The sequence below is a fragment of the Pseudonocardia sp. EC080619-01 genome, assembly GCF_001420995.1.
In the GTDB taxonomy this organism is placed as follows: domain Bacteria; phylum Actinomycetota; class Actinomycetes; order Mycobacteriales; family Pseudonocardiaceae; genus Pseudonocardia.
Window position 1 is genome coordinate 1,810,895 of record NZ_CP012184.1, and the last position, 17,152, is coordinate 1,828,046.

The window sequence follows — 17,152 nt, forward strand, 5'->3', positions numbered from 1 at the left end:
GCCGGATCACACGTCCGTGTCGCGCGTTCCCCCGGCCGTCAGAACTCCTCGCGGGCCGACTCCTGCTCCAGCAGCGCGTCCAGGTCCGTCAGCCGGTCCATCGTCGCGACCGCCCGCTTCGTCCGGTGGTTCGACGCGTGCAGCTCGCGGTGCCGGTGCACGAACTGCCAGTACCCGGCGGTGAAGGGGCACGCCTTCTCCCCCACGCGGATCTTCGGGTCGAACGCGCAGGCCTTGCAGAAGTCGGTCATGCGGTCGATGTAGGCGCCACCGGAGGCGTACGGCTTGGTCGTCATCCGGCCGCCGTCGGCGTGCTGGCTCATACCGATCACGTTCGGCGGCATGACCCACGCGAACCCGTCGACGAACGCCGTCGCGAACCAGTCGTTGACCTCGTCCGGGCGGTAGCCGCGCTGCATCGCGTGGTTGCCGAGGATCATCAGCCGGGGGATGTGGTGGGTCCAGCCGCGGTCCCGGACGTCGGACAGCGCCGAGGACAGGCACGACGCGGTGACGGCGCCGGCGTCGAGCCCGGCCCACCAGTCCGGCAGCGGGGTGCGGGCCCGCAGGTGGTTGCTGCGGGTGTAGCCGCGGCCGAACCGCCAGTAGAGCTGCCACACGAACTCGCGCCAGCCGAGCACCTGCCGGACGAAGCCCTCGACGCTCTCCAGCCGGGCCGTCCCGTCGTGGTACGCCTGCTCGGCCGCGCGGACGGCCTCCAGCGGGTGCAGCGCACCGAGGTTCAGCGGGACCGACAGCAACGAGTGCGCCATGGCCCAGTCCCGGGCCAGGATGGCGTCCTCGTACGGGCCGAACGTGTCGAGCCGGTGGTCCACGAAGTGCCGCAGGGCGCGGACGGCCTCGTCGTGCGTGACCGCGAAGCGGCGCGGGCCGTCCTCCCCGACCGTCGGCAGGCCTGCGGCGTCGAGGTCGGCGCGGACCTGCTCGTCGATCTCGTCCTCGGACGGCTGCCACGGCGGCTCGACACCGAGCGTCCCGGCGCCCTTGGGCGGGGACTCGCGGTTGTCGTGGTCGTAGTTCCACTTCCCGCCGACGGGCTCGGTGCCCTCCATCAGCACGTCGAAGCGTTCCCGCTGGGAGCGGTAGAAGTCCTCCATCCGGAACGTCTCGCGGTCGCCGGCCCAGTCGTCGAACTCGTCCTGCGGCAGCGCGAAGGTCGGCGTCGGCCGCACCTCCGCGACGAGGCCCTCCTTCCGGAAGCGGCGCACCATGTCCGACGCCGGGAACGACGTCGGCTGGTGCACCACGACCGGCCGGCCCACCGTCTCCAGCGCCTCCCGGTAGGTGCCGGTCCGCAGGTAGGTGGCCCGGTCGCCGAGTGCGTCGGCGAGGTGCCGCATCCCGGACAGCACCAGGTGCAGCTTCTGCCGGTGGTAGGGCTTGCGGCCGAGCGCCCGCGACGACTCGACGAGCACGATCTCGCGGTCCGCGAACTCGTCGGTGTCCCACACGTGCGGGCCGAGCTGGTCGGCGAAGAGCCAGAGCGGCAGACGGTCCCGGGAGGCCATGGCCCCAGTGTCGGGGCGGCGCGGACACCCCGCGCGGCGAGCCCGCGCGCCTATCGTTGCACGCATGAACGATCCCGAGCTGGACGCCGAGCTCGCCGCCCACGACCACGACCACGCGCACCGGGACGTGTCCGGCGGCTGGCTGCGGGCGGCCACGTTCGGCGCGATGGACGGCCTGGTCACGACGATCGCGCTCGTCGCGGGCGTCGGCGGGGGCGGCGCCGGTCGGGACGTGATCGTGCTGACCGGGCTCGCCGGTGTGGTCGCCGGGGCCTTCTCGATGGCGCTCGGCGAGTTCGCCTCGGTCGGCACGCAGAACGACGCCGTCGACGCCGAGGCGGCCGTCGAGCGGCGCGAGATCGCGGAGCACCCGCGCGCCGAGCAGCACGAGCTGGCGGAGATGTACCGCGGGATGGGGCTGTCGGCGGGGACCGCCGACGCCGTCGCCCGGGAGGTGCACGCCGACCCGGACCTCGCGCTGCGGGTGCACCTGAGCCAGGAGCTGGGTGTCAGCCTGGACGACCAGCCGTCCCCGTGGGTCGCCGCGGTGTCGTCGTTCGCCGCGTTCGTCGTCGGCGGGATCGTGCCGCTGGTGACGTTCCTGCTCGGGTACGGCTCGCTGGCGCTCGGGCTGGCCGTCGGTGGGCTGGGACTCCTGGGCGCCGGGGCGCTGACGTCCCGGTTCACCTCGAGGTCGTGGTGGGTGGCCGCGTTGCGGCAGCTCGCGTTCGGTGCGATCGCGGCGGGCGCGACCTACCTGGTCGGGATGCTCATCGGGGTGGGCGTCGCCTGAGCGGCGGCACCCGGCTCAGTCCTCGACGGCGATCACCCGGGCCGGGCACACGTGCTCGGCCTCCTTGACCGCGTCGCGGTCGCTCTCGCCGGGGTCGTCGGTGAGGAGCTCGACGATGCCGTCGTCGTCCTGGTCGAACACGTCGGGTGCGGTGACGACGCACTGGCCGGCACCGATGCAGAGTTCCTTGTCCACGGTCACGCGCATGCACCCAGGATGCCACCCCGGCGCAGCGGGAAAACCGTGGGAACGACGGCGGCCCCGTCCCGGAGGTCCGGGACGGGGCCGCTGTGGCTGGTGGAGGTGCCGGGAATCGAACCCGGGTCCTCCGTCGGTTCACGAGGGCTTCTCCGTGCGCAGTCCGCTCTGTCTCTACTCGGATCCACCGGTCACGCGGACGAGCCGGTGTGACGATCCCAGCCGCTGTTGGATGTCCCCTGCGCTTCCGCGGCCGAACCGCAGGGTGAGTCCCCTAGCTGATGCCGGGTACCGGAGCGGGGACGCCTCCGGCCCGACAGCCCCTTACTGGATCAGGCAGCGAGCGCGAAGGCGCTCTGAGCCTGAACCGGGGCAGTGCGACTGTTGTCGGCACTTATTTTTTTGCGACGCATGGTTAACGAGATCATCGTCGCCTTCCTCGGCACGCTTCACCTCGATCGACGATCGGAGTCGAAACCGTTCACCCCCTGGTCAGGTCGTGATCCACCTGCTGTCCGCCCGGGTCTCCCCGCGCGGACACCCAGCATAACGCCCGGCGCCACCGGGATCATTCCGGTTCCGGGTGTGTCACGGCTGCGTCAGTCCGCCGAGACCTCGTAGGTGTGCCCGGCCGCCCGCAGGCGGTCGACGAGCACGTCCCCCATCGCCGTCGCCGGGGTCAGGGAGCCCGCCCGGTCCGGCAGCGCGGACCCGCCCAGCGCCAGCGCGAGCCCGCTCTCCCCGAGCATGACGGCGGTCGCGGCGTACCCCGGGTCGCCCGGCCCGGACACCCGGGCGCGGTAGCGGCGCCCCGACTCCGTCGTCGCGCGGACGTCCATCCGGAACCAGCCCGAGGCCCGGGTCCGCTCCGACGGCCCGCTCCCGGGGGCGGGCAGCACGCGGTCCAGCAGCGGGCGGACCGGTCCGATCGCGAACGCACCCACCAGCGCACCGAGCCCGCCGGTCACGACGCCCGCCGCGACGGCACCGGCGATCCCGCGGCCGCAGCCCTGGAGCTCGCCGTACCGCAGGCCGCGGCCGTAGGCGTGGCCGAGCAGCGCGTTGGAGCGGCGCACGATCCGGGTGTTGTAGGACGCCATGACGAACGGCGCGGTCCACGTGCCGTCGTCGAGCCGGCTCGGCGGGCCCGCGTCGGCGGGCTGCGACGGCGTCGGCTCGGTCGCCCGGTCCGGGCTCAGCGCGTGCGGGTCGGCCGCCAGCCGGCGCAGCGACCGGTCGGCGCGGACGGCGTCGATCTGGCCGCGCAGCGAGTCGACCGTTCCGCCGGAAACACCGCCCCGCATCGTCGCGACCGTCCGGACCTCGGTGAGGCCGCCGGCGTCGTCGGCCTCGGCGGCGGTGTGCGCGAGCCACACCCCGAGGTCGGACGGGACGGAGTCGTAGCCGCAGGAGTGCACGATCCGGGCGCCGGTGGACTCGGCGATGCCGTGGCACCGGTCGACGGCGTCCCGGACGAACAGCACCTCCCCGGTGAGGTCGGCGTAGTGCGTCCCGGCCCGGGCGCAGGACTCGACGAGCTGCCGGCCGTACTTCGCGTACGGCCCGACCGTCGTCAGGACGACGCGTGCGGCACCCGCGAGCCGGTCGGTGGCCGCCCGGTCCGACGCGTCGGCGACGATCAGCGGCCACTCCTTGGCCCGCTCCGGCAGTGCCGCCCGGGCCGCGGCGAGCTTCGCCTCGGACCGGCCGGCGAGCGCGATCCGGACGCCGGCCGGGGCGTGTTCGGCCAGGTAGCGGGCCGTCAGGGCGCCGACGAACCCGGTCGCGCCGTAGAGCGCGATGTCCACGGGCTCGTCGGGCGCGGCGCCGCCGGTCGGGTCGTGCTGCGGGTTCACCACGGGGTCTCCTCCTCGGTCCTGCGCGGGGTCAGGCCGGCAGCTCGTCACGGACGCCCAGCACCTCGGCGGGCGCGTCGTACAGCACCGAGCGCAGGAAGCCGTGCCCGAGGCGCGGCTCCGCCGCCGCCCAGGCGTGGATCGCCTGCAGCTGCTCGGCGTAGGGGTACGGGATGTTCGGGAAGTCGGTGCCGAGCACGATGCGGCCCGGGTGGTCGGCCAGGCGGGCCGGCCAGTCCGCAGGCAGCGGCGCCATCCGCTCGCTGAACGCGGTGCCGACCATCGTGGTGTCCAGCACCAGGTTCGGGAACCGGTCCAGCAGCTCCAGTGCGCCCCGGAAGTCCGGCATGCCCGCGTGCGCGAGGACGATCCGCAGCGACGGGTGCGCCTCGAGCACCTCGGCGAAGATCCCGAGGCCGGTGTGGTCCCCGGGGATCGGCCCGTCCCCGCAGTGCACGACGGCCGGCACCCCGGCCTCGGCGAGCAGCCCCCACGCGTCGCGCAGCTGCGGGTCGCGCGGATCGAACGCACCGACCTGGACGTGCACCTTCACCATCCGCGCGCCGTCGTCGACGGCCCGGCCGAGGTAGTCGGCGACCGACGGCTCCGGGTACAGCGTCGCGGTGCGCACCGCACGCGGGTGGGCGTCGGCGAACTCGCCGGCCCAGCCGGTCAGCCACTCCCCCATCCCCGGCTTGTGCGGGTAGGTCAGCGGCGCGAACCGCAGGACGCCGAGCTGCTCCAGCAGCGCGTACCGCTCGGACTCGGGGAGCTTGTACTGCACCGGCCACGGGACGCCGTAGTGCGTCTCGGCCTGCTCGAAGTAGTCCCACACCTTGCGCAGCATGCGCTCGGGCAGGAAGTGCACGTGCACGTCGACCAGGCCGGGCAGTCCGAGCTCGGCGGTCCAGCGCGGGACGTCGGCGTCGTCGCGGGGTGGCGGGGGAAGATCCACGCCGCCCACCCTAGGCGCGACCCCGCCACCCGGCCGGGCCACCTGCGGCCCGTCCGGCCCTGGCGATCATCGTTCGCACGGGATCCCGTCGTTCGCACGGGATCCGATCCCGTGCGAGGCACCCGGACCCGTGCGAAGCCGGTGGCACGGCCGGCTCAGCGCATCTCGCGGGCGCGTCCCTTCGCGGCGCGGCCGACGGCGCGGGCCATCTCCCGCTGCGCGTCCTTCTTGGCCAGGTCCCGGCGCTTGTCGTAGTCCTTCTTGCCGCGCGCCAGCGCGATCTCGCACTTGACCTTGCCGTCGTTGAAGTACAGCGACAGCGGCACGAGGGTCAGACCGCCCTCGCGGGTCTTGCCCATCAGCCGGTCGATCTCCTCGCGGTGCAGCAGCAGCTTGCGGGTGCGCCGCGGCTCGTGGTTGGTCCAGCTGCCGCGGACGTACTCGGGGATGTGCAGCCCGCGCAGGAAGATCTCGCCGTCGTCGATGGTGGCGAACGCGTCCGCCATCGAGGCCCGGCCGAGACGGAGGCTCTTCACCTCGGTCCCCTTCAGCGCGACCCCGGCCTCGAAGACGTCCAGGATCGAGTAGTCGTGCCGGGCCCGGCGGTTCTGCGCGATCACCTTCCGGCCCTGTTCCTTCACGCGTCCAGCCTACCCGCGGCGCGCCACCGGTATCCGTGGCGACGTCCGCCCCGGCCCGTCACGTGGTCAGACCTTCACGTAGGCGCGCAGCGTCACGTAGCCGGTGACACCGGCGACGACCGCGCCCGTCGGGACCAGCAGCACCGCCACGAGCGCGACGTCGGTGAGCCGGACCGGCGGGATCACCCCGGCCTGCCCGATGGCGGCCAGCAGGTCGTCGACGACGGCGAACTTCGCCGCGACCAGACCGGCCCCGGCCAGCGCGCCGCCGACCGCGCCGGCGATCGCCGCCTCCACGAGGAACGGCAGCTGGGTGGTCCACCGGGTGGCTCCGACGAGCCGCATCACCCCGACCTCGGTGCGCCGGGTGAAGGCCGAGACCTGGACCGTGTTGGAGATCAGCAGCACCGCGGCGATCGCCTGCACGATCGCCAGCGCGAACGCCACGTTGCGGACGCCGTCGAGGAAGTCGAACAGCGTCCCGACGACGTCGCGCTGGTCGATCACGCCCCGCACGCCGGGCCGGCCCTCCACCGCGGCGGTCGCGGCGGCGGCGCCGCCCTGCTGGTCGGTCAGCGACACCCGCAGCGTGGCGGGCAGCGACTGCGGCCGGGCGACGTCGGCGACCGACTGCCCGGCGAACAGCTCGCGGAACCGCTCGTAGGCCTGCTGCTGCGACTCGAACGCCACCCCGCCGACGCCCGGCGCGGACTCCAGCGCCGCCCGCAGCGACGCGCAGGTCGGGCCGGAGCAGTCGGCGTCGGTGCCGGACACGTCCGGGGTCAGCGCGACCTGGATCTCGAGGCGATCGGCGTAGAGCGCGGAGATGTCGTCGATGGTGCGCAGCACGAGCAGCCCGGCCCCGACCGGCATCAGGGTCACGGCGGTGGTCAGCACCATCGCCAGCGTCATCGTCACGTTCCGGCGGAGGCCTCCGGAGACCTCGCGGGTGAGCAGAGCGGGCCGCATCTACCGGCCCGCCCCGTACACCGCGCGGGCCTCGTCGCGCAGGACGCGGCCGTCGGACAGCTCGATCACCCGGCGTCGCATCGCGTCGACGATGGTGTCGTCGTGCGTGGCCATCAGCACCGTCGTGCCGCCACGGTTGATCCGTTCCAGCACCTGCATGATCTCCCGGCTGGTCTCGGGGTCGAGGTTCCCGGTCGGCTCGTCGGCCAGCAGCAGCGGCGGCCGGTTCACCGACGCCCGCGCGATCGCGACCCGCTGCTGCTCCCCGCCGGAGAGTTCGTGCGGCATGCGCTCCGCCTTGCCCTGCAGGCCGACCATCTCCAGCAGCTCCGGCACCGCGACCGCGATGTCGGACCGCTTGCGGCCCAGCACCTCGAGGGCGAACGCCACGTTCCCGGCGACGCTGCGTCCGGGCAGCAGCCGGAAGTCCTGGAAGACGCAGCCGATCCGCTGGCGCAGACCCGGCACCTTCCGGCGGGGCAGCCGGGCGACGTCCCGGCCGTCCACCAGGATCGCACCGGAGGTGGGGACGTCCTCGCGCAGCAGCAGCCGCAGCAGCGTCGACTTGCCCGACCCGGACGGTCCGATGAGGAACACGAACTCGCCGCGATCGACCGTCGCGGAGATCCGGTCCAGCGCCGGACGTCCGGACGCCGGGTAGCGCATGGTCACGTCCCGCAGCTCGATCACGGAGCGGGACGGTACCGCCGCTCCGCGTATACGGGCCGTGACGACACGCGCGACGGGCGCACCGTCCGCCGGGCGGTAGCGCCGCGGCAGCGATCATGCCGGGAGCGGAGCGACACACGACGACGGGGTGACGATGAGCGGTGCCGGCGACGGCGGCGGGCGGGTCCCGGCCGCGTTCCTGCTCGGGCGTCCCGGGCGGTGGCCGGGCGGGCGCACGGTGGACCGGGTCCTGCGGGCGTGCACCGGCACCGGCCTGCACCCGGCGGCGGACCAGGTGCGCGCGGTGACCGACGGCCTGTTCGCCGCCGATCCCCTCGCCGAGCGGTTCGCCGACGAGGTCCTCGACCGTCCCGGCGGGCGGGCGATGCTCGACGCCGCGCTCGGCCCCGGCGGGGTCGCCGCCGTCCCGGACGCGCCCGAGGCGATGCGCGCACTGTTCGCCGGGTTCGAGCGGACACCGGACTGGGTGCGTCCCGAGCTCGTCGAGCGGGGCGCCGCGGTGTGGCGGCGCTGGGGCACGATGCTGTTCGCCGTCGCCGGGAGCACCACCCTCGAGATGTACACCGAGGCGGCCGTCGCCACCCCCCTCTCGCTGGCAGGCGGGTACGCCGGGGACAACGCCCGGCGGCGTTTCTTCGAGACCGTCCGGTTCTGGATCGACGTCTCCGAGCCCGGTGCGCTGTTCACGCCCGGCTCGGCGGGCCGGTCGACGGCCCTGCGGGTCCGGGTCATGCACGTCGCCGTGCGGCGCCGGGTCGCGGGCCACCCCGAGTGGGACGAGGACCGGTGGGGCGTCCCGATCAGCCGGACCTGGCAGATGATGACGCTGCTCGGCGGCAGCGTCGCCCCCGCGCTCGCGCTGTGGCCGCTGGGCCATCTGACGAGCCCGGCCGAGATGCGGGCGCTGCTGCACTTCCAGCGCTACCTCGGGCATCTGCTCGGGGTGGAGCCGCGCTGGTACCCGGAGACGGTCGCCGACGCCGTCCGGTTGCTGCTGCTCGTGCTCGACGCCCGCTCCCGCGACTCCGGCGCGCACGGCGCCGAGCTGATCGAGTCGTTCCCCGCCGGGTTCGCACCGGCCCTGGGCCGGACGGGGGCCGACCGGCTGCGCGGCGTCTACACGCACGGTGTGCACGCGGGGTACGCCTGGCTGTGGACGGCGCGCCGGACCTGGCGGGCGCACCGCATGCCCTCGCCGCTGCCGTGGATCGCCGTCCCGCTGCTCCGGGCGCCGTTCGTCGCCGCCGCGGAGCTCGCGGGGCACCTGCTCCCACCGGTGCGGCGGGCGCTGGAGCGGCGCGGTGCGCGGCACCGGGAGCGCTGGTACGCGCGTTACGCCCGCGGTCACGTCGCGGCCTACGAGGCGACCTCCGGCCTGCGCCGCTGACGGGGACGGTCGCCCGGGTCAGCGCGGGTCGAGCGCGGCGACGAGCCGGTCCAGCACGGGTGCCGCTGCCCGCAGGGCCTCGGCGTCGCCCGCAGGGAGCCCGGCGAGGGCCCGCTCGATCCGGTCCGACCACGCCGCGTCCAGCAGCTCGCGGTGCCGGAGCGCCCGCGCCGTGGGGTGCAGCAGGGCACGCCGCCCGTCCGCCGGGTCCGGACGGCGTTCGACGAGATCGCGCCCGAGCAGCGACCGCACCGTGGTGCTGACGTTGCTGGCCTGCAGCCCGAGGGTCCGGGACACCGCGGAGACCGTGCTCCCCGGACGGGCGCAGACCGTGCGCAGGACCTCGTGCTCGGATCCGGTGATCGCGTCCAGCCCGACGGCCCGCTCCCCCACGCTGCGCAGCACCCGGGACAGGTCGTGCACCGCGGTGGCGAGCCCCGGCCAGTCACCGGTCACCGGTTGCGCGTCGACATCCGTCACATCCGCCAGTGTACCGCGGAATTCATATCTATATTCATAGGTACCTGACGGAAGGAGAGCCGATGACCGGCCACACCGACGCCGTGACCTCCCCGGCACCCGAGCGGGGCCGGCACGTCCCGGACGGTGTCTGGATCTGCGTGCTCGCCCTGCTCACCGCCGTGGCCCCGCTGGCCACCGACATGTACCTGCCGGTCCTGCCGGACGTCGCGGCCGACCTCGGTGCGTCGGCGTCGGCCGCCCAGCTGACGCTGACGGCGTTCCTCGTCGGACTGGCGTCCGGTCAGCTGGTGATCGGCCCGCTCTCCGACGGCTGGGGCCGCCGGCGGCTGGTACTGGCGGGCACCGTCCTGCTGTTCCTGGCCAGCGTCGCCGCGGCCTTCGCCCCGTCGGTACCGGTGCTCGTCGCCGCCCGGTTCCTGCAGGGCTTCGGTGGTGCGGCGGGCGTGGTGCTCAGCCGGGCGATGATCTCCGACCGGACCTCCGGCGACCGCACCGCACGGCTGTTCTCGCTGATGATGGCGATCAACGGCATCGCCCCGGTAGTGGCGCCGGTGCTCGGGAGCTCGCTCGGCGGCCCGATCGGCTGGCGCGGCATCTTCGGGGTGCTCGCCGCGCTGGCCCTGGTGATGCTGGCGTCCTCGGCGCTCGCCGTGCGCGAGACGCTGCCGGTCACGGCGCGCAGCGCAGGCGGGCTGCGGCGCACCCTCTCCGACGTCCGCGCCCTGCTGCGCCGCCGCCGCTACGTCGGCTACGTCCTCGCGTTCGCGACCGCCTTCGCGATGATGTTCGCCTACATCTCCGGCTCGCCGTTCGTGCTGCAGCAGACGCTCGGCCTCTCGACCACCCAGTACGCGATCGCCTTCGGGGTCAACGCGATGGGCCTGGTCACCGGCAGCATCGTCAGCGGACGGCTGTCGTCGCGGATCGCCCCGCGCCGCCAGCTGGTCACCGCCGTCGGCCTGCTCGTGGTGCTCTGCGCCGCCCTCACCGTGACGGTGCTGCTGGGCGCGGCCCGCTGGCCGGTCCTGGTGCTGCTGTTCGGGATCCTCACCACCCAGGGCTTCGTGCTGGGCAACAGCTCGGCACTGGCGTCCGGAGAGGTCCGCGACCGGGCGGGCACCGGGTCGGCGCTGCTCGGCGCCACCCAGTTCGGACTGGGCGCCCTGGTGTCCCCACTGGTCGGCTCCAGCGCGACGGTGATGGCGGTGGCCATGCTCGTCGCCGCAGCCCTGTCGGCCTCGGCGCTGGCGACGCTGACCCGCGGCGCCCCCGTCAGGGCGCGGTGACCTCGACCGGGAGTCCCGGCTCGGTGAAACCGAGCGTGACGGCGCCGGGTACGGCGGCGTTCGCGCTCTGCTCGCCGGACGCCGGGCCGGCCGGCTCCAGGCGCAGCTGCACCAGGCGTCCGCGGTCCGGCTGCGCCGCGTCGGGTGCCCCGAGCCACGCGGTGAACCACGGGGTCGGCGAGACCAGCCCGGACAGCTCGTCGACCCGGGTCGCCGCCGCCGGGTCGGGAGCGGCGGCACGGGCGGCGGCCAGGTCGACGGTCCCGGTGTAGCGCACCGCGGGCAGGCCCTCGACGTCCTCGGTGCCGGGCTGCGCGACGACGTCACGCAGGCCCGCGGTCGCGTGCAGCGCCCCGGTCACGGCACCGACCGGGAGCAGTCCGGTGGACAGCGCCTGCCAGCCCGGCGATCCGCCGAAGCGCACCCAGGCGTCGTCACCGAGGACCCGCACATGCGCCCCGCGGGTGCCGAGATCGACGGTGAGGTCGGCCGCGAAGGGCTCGAAGCGCGCGGGCCCGTTGGCGCGCAACGGCCCGGTCGGCCCGTCCAGCCCGACGGTGGCCCGGGCCGAGCCGGCGTCGGCGAGCGCCCGCGCCGCCGCCGTCACGGTGTCCTGCGGGGACGGCCCCGGCTCCGCCGCCGGTCCGCTCGCGGTGGGGCCGCCGCCGGTGCACACGGTCAGTGCCAGTGACAGTGCCAGGACGAGCCCGAGCAGGGCGGCGACCGGCCGTCCACGGCCGCGCCGCGCGGTCACGGCCGTCACGCCTCGTCGGCCTGCTGGCGGCGCCAGCGGATCCCGGCCTCGATGAAGTCGTCGATCTCGCCGTCGAGCACCTGGGAGGGGTTGCCCTCCTCGTGCTCGGTGCGGAGGTCCTTCACCAGCTGGTACGGGTGCAGGACGTAGTTGCGCATCTGGTTGCCCCAGGACGAGCCGGAGTCCTTGAAGGAGTCCATGAGCTCGCGCTCCTCCTGCCGCCGCCGGTCCAGCAGCTTGGCCTGCAGCACGACCATCGCGGACGCCTTGTTCTGCAGCTGCGAGCGCTCGTTCTGGCAGGCCACGACGATCCCGGTGGGGATGTGGGTCAGCCGGACCGCGGAGTCCGTCGTGTTGACGCCCTGGCCGCCCGGCCCCGACGCGCGGAACACGTCGACCCGCAGGTCCTTCTCGTCGATCTCGACGTGGTCGGACGACTCCACGACGGGCGCCACCTCGACCCCGGCGAACGACGTCTGGCGGCGGCCCTGGTTGTCGAACGGCGAGATCCGCACGAGCCGGTGGGTGCCCGCCTCGACCGAGAGCGTGCCGAACGCGTACGGCGCGTGGACGGCGAAGGTGGCCGACTTGATGCCGGCCTCCTCGGCGTAGGACGTCTCGAAGACGTCGGTGCCGTAGCCGTGCCGCTCGGCCCAGCGCAGGTACATGCGCAGCAGCATCTCGGCGAAGTCGGCGGCGTCGATGCCACCGGCCTCCGAGCGGATGGTCACCAGCGCCTCGCGCTCGTCGTACTCGCCGGACAGCAGGGTCCGGACCTCGAGCGACGCGATCTCGCTGCGCAGCCGGGCGCGGTCGGCGTCGGCGTCGGCGACGGCGGCCTGGTCGCCCTCGTCCTCGGCGAGCTCGTAGAGCACCGGGAGGTCGTCGAGCCTGCGACGCAGGTCGTCGAGCCGGCGCAGGTCACCCTGCGCGTACGCGAGCCGGCTGGTGATCTTCTGGGCCGCCTCGACGTCGTCCCAGAGGTCCGGCCGGCCCGCCTGCTCGGAGAGCTCCTCGATCTCCTGGCGCAGCCGGGGCACGTCGGCGACGGCCTCGATGCTGGACAGCGTGGTGTCGAGGTCCTTCAGGTCGGCCTGGACGTCGGGGTTCACGTCGACCGAGCGTACGCGGGGTGTGCCGCGCACCCGGCGGCTCCCCCGCCGACCCGCACCGGGGCCTCAGTCCACCGGGACGGCGTCGATCAGCTTGATCATCGCCCGGGTGTGCGCGACGGCGAAGTCGGCGACCGGACGTTCGTAGGGGTCGTCGGTCGCGCGGGCGGCGGCGCGCGCCTCGGCCAGGCGCTCGGTGTAGGCCTCCCGGGCCGACCGCAGGAGCTCGGTGCGCTGCTTCACCGTCAGCGACCCGGCGTGCAGCAGGCGCAGCACCATCGGGCTGCGCACCGCGTCGGCCTCGCCGCCGGACGCGAGCCAGCCCTTGAACGCACGCTTGCCCGCCGCCGTGATGACGTACTGCTGGCTGGCCCGCGGCCCCTGCTTGCCCAGCCGGAGCAGGCCCTCCTCGGTGAGCACGGGGAGCTCCCGGTAGACCTGGCTGCGGGTGACCGAGAAGTACAGCCCGAAACGCTCGCCGGCGGCCGCGACGAGCTGCCCGCCGGTCATCGGGCCACCGTGGAGGAGGCCGAGCAGGGCGGCGGCGGTCGCGTTGACCGCTGTGACGGGGGCCATCGTGCGACGGTCCCACGCGCGGGCCCCGCGCGCGAGTCCACTCAGCACATCTGTGCAGGGCACGCGGCGTCCGGGGGATCCACTGTGCGCAGTTCGGACCCCCCGGGCCGCGCCGCCGGACGCCGCCTGCGCTCAGACCGTCAGCGTCGCGATCCGCTCGCGGTGGACGGCGACGTCGCCGTACTGCCCGGCGAGCCGCTTGGCGCGCTTGTAGAAGAAGTGCGCCTCGTGCTCCCAGGTGTAGCCGATGCCGCCGTGGTACTGGATCATCGCCGCGGTCGCCTGCAGCGCCACCTCGCTCGCCTTCGCCTTCGCGACGGAGACCGCGAGATCGGCCTCGGCGGGGTCCAGCACGCCGGCCGCGGCGCTGTCGGCCGCGTGTGCGGCGTAGAGCGACGCGTGCTCGGCCATCGTCACGCCGACGTGCAGGTCGGCCAGCGCGTGCTTGATCGCCTGGAACGACCCGACCGGCACGCCGAACTGCTCGCGGTCGCGGTCGTAGGCGACCGTGCGGGTCAGCGCCTCCCGGGCGATCCCGACGAGATCGGCGGCGACCAGCACGGTGGCCCGGTCGGTCAGCTGCTTCTGCAGCTCGACCGTCGCGCCGGGCAGCGCCTCGGCCGTCCCGCCGGACAGCGACGCGAGCCGGGTGGTGCCGTCGTAGCTGCCCACCGGCGTCGCGGTCGCGCCGGTCAGCAGGGACAGGCCGGCCAGGTCCGGATCGGACGGCCCGACGACGACGTCGGCCTCGGCCCCGTACTCGACGGCGGGCAGCCCGCCGGCGACGTCCCCGCGGTGGGAGACGGCGCCGACCGCCTCGCCCGCCGCGAGCTTCGGCAGCCAGGCGCGGCGCTGCTCGTCGGACCCGGCGAGCCGGATCGCCTCGGCGGCGAGCACGGTGCCCCGCCACGGCCCCGGCGCGACGCCTGCGCCGAGCGCACGGGCGATGACCTGGGCCTCGACCAGGCCGAGCCCGAGCCCGTCGTGCTCCTCGCCGACGGTGACGGCGAGCCAGCCCTGCTCGCCGGCGGCCGCCCACAGCGACGCCGGGTTGCCGTCGGCCACGCCGCCCTCGACGACCTCCCGGACGGCGGCCAGGTCGAACCGCTCGGCCAGGTAGTCGCGGACGGCCTTGCCGAACTCCTGCTGGTCCTCGGTGAGTGCGAAGAACATGCCGGTGCCCCCTACCGCGGCAGGCCGAGCACGCGCTCGGCGGTGATGTTGCGCTGGACCTGGGACGAGCCGCCCCAGATGGTGACCGACCGGGACCACATCGCCTGGCCGTGCAGCGGCCGCAGGTCGGTGCCGTCCGGCAGGGTGTCGAGCGTCGCGTGCTCGCCGAGGATCCGGTCGTAGACCTCCCAGAGGTCCTGGAACGCCTCCGACCACTGCAACTTGGTCATCGACGCCTCGAACCCGAGGTCACGGCCCTGCTCGACCTGCGTGAGCACGTGCATCGAGTGGAGCTTCAGGCACTCCAGCTCGGTGAGGACGCGTGCGAGGTCGTCGCGGACGACCGGGTCCGTGTCGCGGCCGAGCGTGCGGGCGACGGCGGCGATCTCGTCGTACTGCCTGCGGAACTCGGTGTACTGCGAGATGCCCGACGCCCCGCGCTCGAACGACAGCAGCAGCATCGCCGTGCGCCAGCCGTCGCCGATCTCGCCGAGACAGTCGGCGGCCGCCACCCGGGCGTCGTCGAAGAAGACCTCGCCGAACTCGCTGGCGCCGCTCATCTGGCGCAGCGGGCGGGCGGTCACGCCCGGCTGGTCCATGTCGATCAGCAGCATCGAGATGCCGCGGTGCTTCTCCGAGCCGGCCTCGGTGCGCACCATGGTGAAGATCTTGTCGCCGTGCACGGCGTTGGTCGTCCACACCTTCTGCCCGTTGACGACGAAGTCGTCGCCGTCGCGGACGCCCTTGGTGGACAGCGCCGCGAGGTCGGACCCGGCGCCGGGCTCGGAGAAGCCCTGGCACCACACGACCTCGTTGCGCAGCAGCGGGCCGATGATCTCCTTCTTCTGCGCGTCGGTGCCGATCGCCATGACGGTCGGCGCGAGGAAGGTCAGGCCCAGCGGGTTGACGGTGCGCGGTGCGTGGGCGCGGACCATCTCCTCGTCGTAGATGGCCTTCATGCCGGGCGTCCCGCCGCGGCCGCCGTACTCGGTGGGCCACTGGATGCCGGCGAAGCCCGCGTCGGCCTTGTCGCGTTCCCAGTCACGGCGCAGCCGGAAGCTCTCGTCGTCGTCGAGGGACTCCCAGAACCCGGGCCGGGTCCATTCCTGCGGGATGTTCGCCGAGAGCCAGGAGCGCAGCTCCGAACGGAACTCCTCCTCGGCCGCGGTGAAGGTCAGGTCCATGCGTTGCACCCGTTCTGCGTGAGGTCGGCACTGTCCCTCTCCGCAGCCTTGCATACTGGCCGGTAACCTGCCTACCCGGCGTGGCGCGTGGCCGGACCGGTATGCAGGGAGTAGCATTCGGGTATGCGCAGCGAGCGAGTCACGGTGACGCTGCCGGCCGAGCTGGTAGCGGAAGCACGGGACGCGGTGTCCCGCGGATCGGCGGCGAGCCTGTCCGCCTATGTGGCGGAGGCCGTCCAGGCCAGACAGGACAGGGACCGTTCCCTGTCCGCACTGGCCGACCTCTACGGCGGCCCACCCCCGGCCGACGAGCTGGACGCGGCCCGGCGCTCCCTGCGCCCGGGCACGCCCGTGGCCGTCGGCGCACGATGATCGGCGGGCGGGTCCTCGACTCCTCGGCCCTGGCGGCGTTCGCCACCGGCCGCCCCGTCTACATGCGCGCCCTGGTCTGGGCCGCGGTGGAGGAGCACATCGTGCTCGCGGTGCCCAGCGCCGCCCTCGGCCGCGCCTGGTCGATGGTCGAGCCCGAGCACCACGCGGCACTCCAGGTGCTGCTCGGCCTGCCGAACACGGTCATCCAGGAACTGTCGCCCGAGGGCGCCCAGGAGGCCGGGCTGCTGCTCGCCTCGCAGGGTCTCGACGACATCGTCACCGGCCAGGTCGTCACGACCGCACGGCGCCGGGGCTGGCCCGCGGTGACCGGCGACCCCGGCACCCTGCGCAAGCTCGACCCGATGGTGCCGATCGAGGAACTTCCCTGATCAGGACCCGTTCTCGTCACGCAGGCGGGAACGAAGGCGGGTCAGCTCGCCGTCGGTGAGACCGTGCGCCTGCAGCCAGGCGACGGGGCCGCCGTGGCGCTCGTCGAGCATCCGCAGGAACGTCTCCATCACCTCGGGCCGGGGCCGGTGCCGGTCCAGCTCGTCGGCCGGCGGCATCTCCTCACCACTGACGGAGGTCCAGCGCCGGAACAGGGCGTCGATCCGGGTCGCCGAGAGCACGTAGTCGGCCACCACGTCGGCGCGGGCGACCCCGACCGCCGAGGCGATCAGCGCGACCAGCACCCCGGTGCGGTCCTTGCCCGCCGCGCAGTGCACGACGGTCGCGCCGGCCTCCCGCTCGGCGACCCGGCGGACCCCCGACACCACGTTGGCCGCGCGGTCGCCCAGGTACGCGAGATAGTTGGCGACCATCGGGTCGGCGTCGTCGCCGAGCTCGGGGAGCCCGCGGCCGGTCTCGGGGATGAAACTCAGCCGGTGCACCTCCACCCCCGCACCCGCGAGCGCGCCCGCCCCGAAGACGAGGAGCTCCTCGTCCTTGCGCAGGTCCAGTACCTGGACGACGCCGTACTCGCCGGTGAGGCGGGCGACGTCGGCCTCGCTGAGCCCTTCCAGGGACTCGGTCCGGAGCAGGACCCCGGACCGCACCCGGCCACCGCCGTCCAGCGGGAGCCCACCCACGTCCCGGCCGTTGGCGAGGCCGTCGAAGGTCAACCAGCGGTCCGGCACGAGATCCGTCACGCCCGTCAGCCTAGGTCGCCCCGCCCGACGACCGGACCGTCCGCGT

Annotated in this window: 19 protein-coding genes and 1 other RNA gene; 5 read left to right on the plus strand and 15 right to left on the minus strand. The window is 74.2% G+C overall.

Features of this window, described 5'->3' with window-relative positions:
• Positions 1–38 precede the first annotated feature (38 nt).
• The gene (locus tag AD017_RS08325; RefSeq protein WP_060573844.1) at positions 39–1,529 is read right to left on the minus strand and encodes a cryptochrome/photolyase family protein; all 1,491 of its coding nucleotides are present in this window, start codon (positions 1,527–1,529) and stop codon (positions 39–41) included.
• Positions 1,530–1,593: 64 nt separating this feature from the next.
• Between AD017_RS08325 and AD017_RS08330 the strand changes: the two genes are divergently transcribed.
• Complete coding sequence (locus AD017_RS08330; RefSeq protein WP_060573845.1) at positions 1,594–2,322, plus strand: VIT1/CCC1 transporter family protein; 729 nt, start codon at positions 1,594–1,596, stop codon at positions 2,320–2,322.
• A 15-nt stretch (positions 2,323–2,337) separates the two neighbouring features.
• Here the strand turns inward: AD017_RS08330 and AD017_RS08335 are convergent, their stop codons facing one another.
• The 7 genes from AD017_RS08335 to ftsE all read right to left on the minus strand — a co-directional run bounded on the left by AD017_RS08335 (position 2,338) and on the right by ftsE (position 7,631).
• Positions 2,338–2,529 (minus strand): ferredoxin, encoded by a 192-nt coding sequence (locus tag AD017_RS08335; RefSeq protein WP_010241385.1) that lies wholly within the window; start codon positions 2,527–2,529, stop codon positions 2,338–2,340.
• A gap of 88 nt (positions 2,530–2,617) precedes the next feature.
• Positions 2,618–3,009: a transfer-messenger RNA gene (ssrA, locus tag AD017_RS08340) on the minus strand.
• Positions 3,010–3,119: 110 nt separating this feature from the next.
• A complete protein-coding gene (locus AD017_RS08345) occupies positions 3,120–4,379 on the minus strand; it encodes a trans-acting enoyl reductase family protein (RefSeq protein ID WP_227012696.1) in 1,260 nt (419 codons plus the stop codon).
• A 28-nt stretch (positions 4,380–4,407) separates the two neighbouring features.
• Positions 4,408–5,340: an amidohydrolase family protein gene (locus AD017_RS08350; RefSeq protein ID WP_010237292.1), complete on the minus strand. Its 933-nt coding sequence runs from the start codon at positions 5,338–5,340 to the stop codon at positions 4,408–4,410.
• A gap of 146 nt (positions 5,341–5,486) precedes the next feature.
• Entirely contained in the window at positions 5,487–5,972 is a 486-nt protein-coding gene (gene smpB, locus AD017_RS08355; RefSeq protein ID WP_010237295.1) for an SsrA-binding protein SmpB, read from the minus strand.
• 66 nt (positions 5,973–6,038) lie between these two features.
• The gene (gene ftsX, locus AD017_RS08360) at positions 6,039–6,941 is read right to left on the minus strand and encodes a permease-like cell division protein FtsX (protein ID WP_060573846.1); all 903 of its coding nucleotides are present in this window, start codon (positions 6,939–6,941) and stop codon (positions 6,039–6,041) included.
• Positions 6,942–7,631, minus strand: coding sequence for a cell division ATP-binding protein FtsE (gene ftsE / locus AD017_RS08365; protein ID WP_010237300.1), 690 nt, complete (start codon positions 7,629–7,631; stop codon positions 6,942–6,944).
• A gap of 133 nt (positions 7,632–7,764) precedes the next feature.
• Between ftsE and AD017_RS08370 the strand changes: the two genes are divergently transcribed.
• Complete coding sequence (locus AD017_RS08370) at positions 7,765–9,018, plus strand: oxygenase MpaB family protein (RefSeq protein ID WP_227012697.1); 1,254 nt, start codon at positions 7,765–7,767, stop codon at positions 9,016–9,018.
• A gap of 18 nt (positions 9,019–9,036) precedes the next feature.
• Here the strand turns inward: AD017_RS08370 and AD017_RS08375 are convergent, their stop codons facing one another.
• Entirely contained in the window at positions 9,037–9,498 is a 462-nt protein-coding gene (locus AD017_RS08375) for a MarR family winged helix-turn-helix transcriptional regulator (protein WP_060573848.1), read from the minus strand.
• A 62-nt stretch (positions 9,499–9,560) separates the two neighbouring features.
• Here AD017_RS08375 and AD017_RS08380 point away from each other — a divergent pair, with 62 nt between their 5' ends.
• Complete coding sequence (locus tag AD017_RS08380) at positions 9,561–10,787, plus strand: multidrug effflux MFS transporter (RefSeq protein WP_193408778.1); 1,227 nt, start codon at positions 9,561–9,563, stop codon at positions 10,785–10,787.
• Here AD017_RS08380 and AD017_RS08385 read toward each other — a convergent pair.
• From AD017_RS08385 to AD017_RS08405, 5 genes are all read right to left on the minus strand, one after another.
• A complete protein-coding gene (locus AD017_RS08385; RefSeq protein WP_060573849.1) occupies positions 10,774–11,550 on the minus strand; it encodes a hypothetical protein in 777 nt (258 codons plus the stop codon). The two genes, AD017_RS08380 and AD017_RS08385, sit on opposite strands and share 14 nt — an antisense overlap.
• Positions 11,547–12,653 (minus strand): peptide chain release factor 2, encoded by a 1,107-nt coding sequence (gene prfB / locus AD017_RS08390; protein WP_010225097.1) that lies wholly within the window; start codon positions 12,651–12,653, stop codon positions 11,547–11,549. Before prfB ends, AD017_RS08385 begins: the two co-directional genes overlap by 4 nt.
• Positions 12,654–12,719: 66 nt before the next feature.
• Complete coding sequence (locus AD017_RS08395) at positions 12,720–13,229, minus strand: PadR family transcriptional regulator (RefSeq protein ID WP_010225095.1); 510 nt, start codon at positions 13,227–13,229, stop codon at positions 12,720–12,722.
• A gap of 132 nt (positions 13,230–13,361) precedes the next feature.
• Positions 13,362–14,402, minus strand: a complete 1,041-nt coding sequence (locus tag AD017_RS08400) for an acyl-CoA dehydrogenase family protein (RefSeq protein ID WP_060573850.1) — start codon at positions 14,400–14,402, stop codon at positions 13,362–13,364.
• Positions 14,403–14,413: 11 nt separating this feature from the next.
• Entirely contained in the window at positions 14,414–15,586 is a 1,173-nt protein-coding gene (locus AD017_RS08405) for an acyl-CoA dehydrogenase family protein (RefSeq protein ID WP_060573851.1), read from the minus strand.
• Positions 15,587–15,709: 123 nt separating this feature from the next.
• Between AD017_RS08405 and AD017_RS08410 the strand changes: the two genes are divergently transcribed.
• Entirely contained in the window at positions 15,710–15,958 is a 249-nt protein-coding gene (locus AD017_RS08410; RefSeq protein ID WP_010225088.1) for a hypothetical protein, read from the plus strand.
• On the plus strand, positions 15,955–16,347 hold the full coding sequence (locus AD017_RS08415) for a hypothetical protein (RefSeq protein ID WP_010225087.1): 393 nt from the start codon (positions 15,955–15,957) through the stop codon (positions 16,345–16,347). The genes AD017_RS08410 and AD017_RS08415 overlap by 4 nt, the downstream gene beginning before the upstream one ends.
• Here the strand turns inward: AD017_RS08415 and AD017_RS08420 are convergent, their stop codons facing one another.
• Positions 16,348–17,106: a tyrosine-protein phosphatase gene (locus AD017_RS08420; protein WP_060573852.1), complete on the minus strand. Its 759-nt coding sequence runs from the start codon at positions 17,104–17,106 to the stop codon at positions 16,348–16,350.
• Positions 17,107–17,152: the final 46 nt, after the last annotated feature.

Coding starts and splice junctions, on each gene's coding strand:
- AD017_RS08325 (WP_060573844.1), bottom strand. CDS start 1,529: ATGGCCTCCCGGGACCGTCTGCCGCTCTGGCTCTTCGCCGACCAGCTC.
- AD017_RS08330 (WP_060573845.1), top strand. CDS start 1,594: ATGAACGATCCCGAGCTGGACGCCGAGCTCGCCGCCCACGACCACGAC.
- AD017_RS08335 (WP_010241385.1), bottom strand. CDS start 2,529: ATGCGCGTGACCGTGGACAAGGAACTCTGCATCGGTGCCGGCCAGTGC.
- ftsX (WP_060573846.1), bottom strand. CDS start 6,941: ATGCGGCCCGCTCTGCTCACCCGCGAGGTCTCCGGAGGCCTCCGCCGG.
- AD017_RS08370 (WP_227012697.1), top strand. CDS start 7,765: ATGAGCGGTGCCGGCGACGGCGGCGGGCGGGTCCCGGCCGCGTTCCTG.
- AD017_RS08380 (WP_193408778.1), top strand. CDS start 9,561: ATGACCGGCCACACCGACGCCGTGACCTCCCCGGCACCCGAGCGGGGC.
- AD017_RS08395 (WP_010225095.1), bottom strand. CDS start 13,229: ATGGCCCCCGTCACAGCGGTCAACGCGACCGCCGCCGCCCTGCTCGGC.
- AD017_RS08400 (WP_060573850.1), bottom strand. CDS start 14,402: ATGTTCTTCGCACTCACCGAGGACCAGCAGGAGTTCGGCAAGGCCGTC.
- AD017_RS08405 (WP_060573851.1), bottom strand. CDS start 15,586: ATGGACCTGACCTTCACCGCGGCCGAGGAGGAGTTCCGTTCGGAGCTG.
- AD017_RS08410 (WP_010225088.1), top strand. CDS start 15,710: ATGCGCAGCGAGCGAGTCACGGTGACGCTGCCGGCCGAGCTGGTAGCG.
- AD017_RS08415 (WP_010225087.1), top strand. CDS start 15,955: ATGATCGGCGGGCGGGTCCTCGACTCCTCGGCCCTGGCGGCGTTCGCC.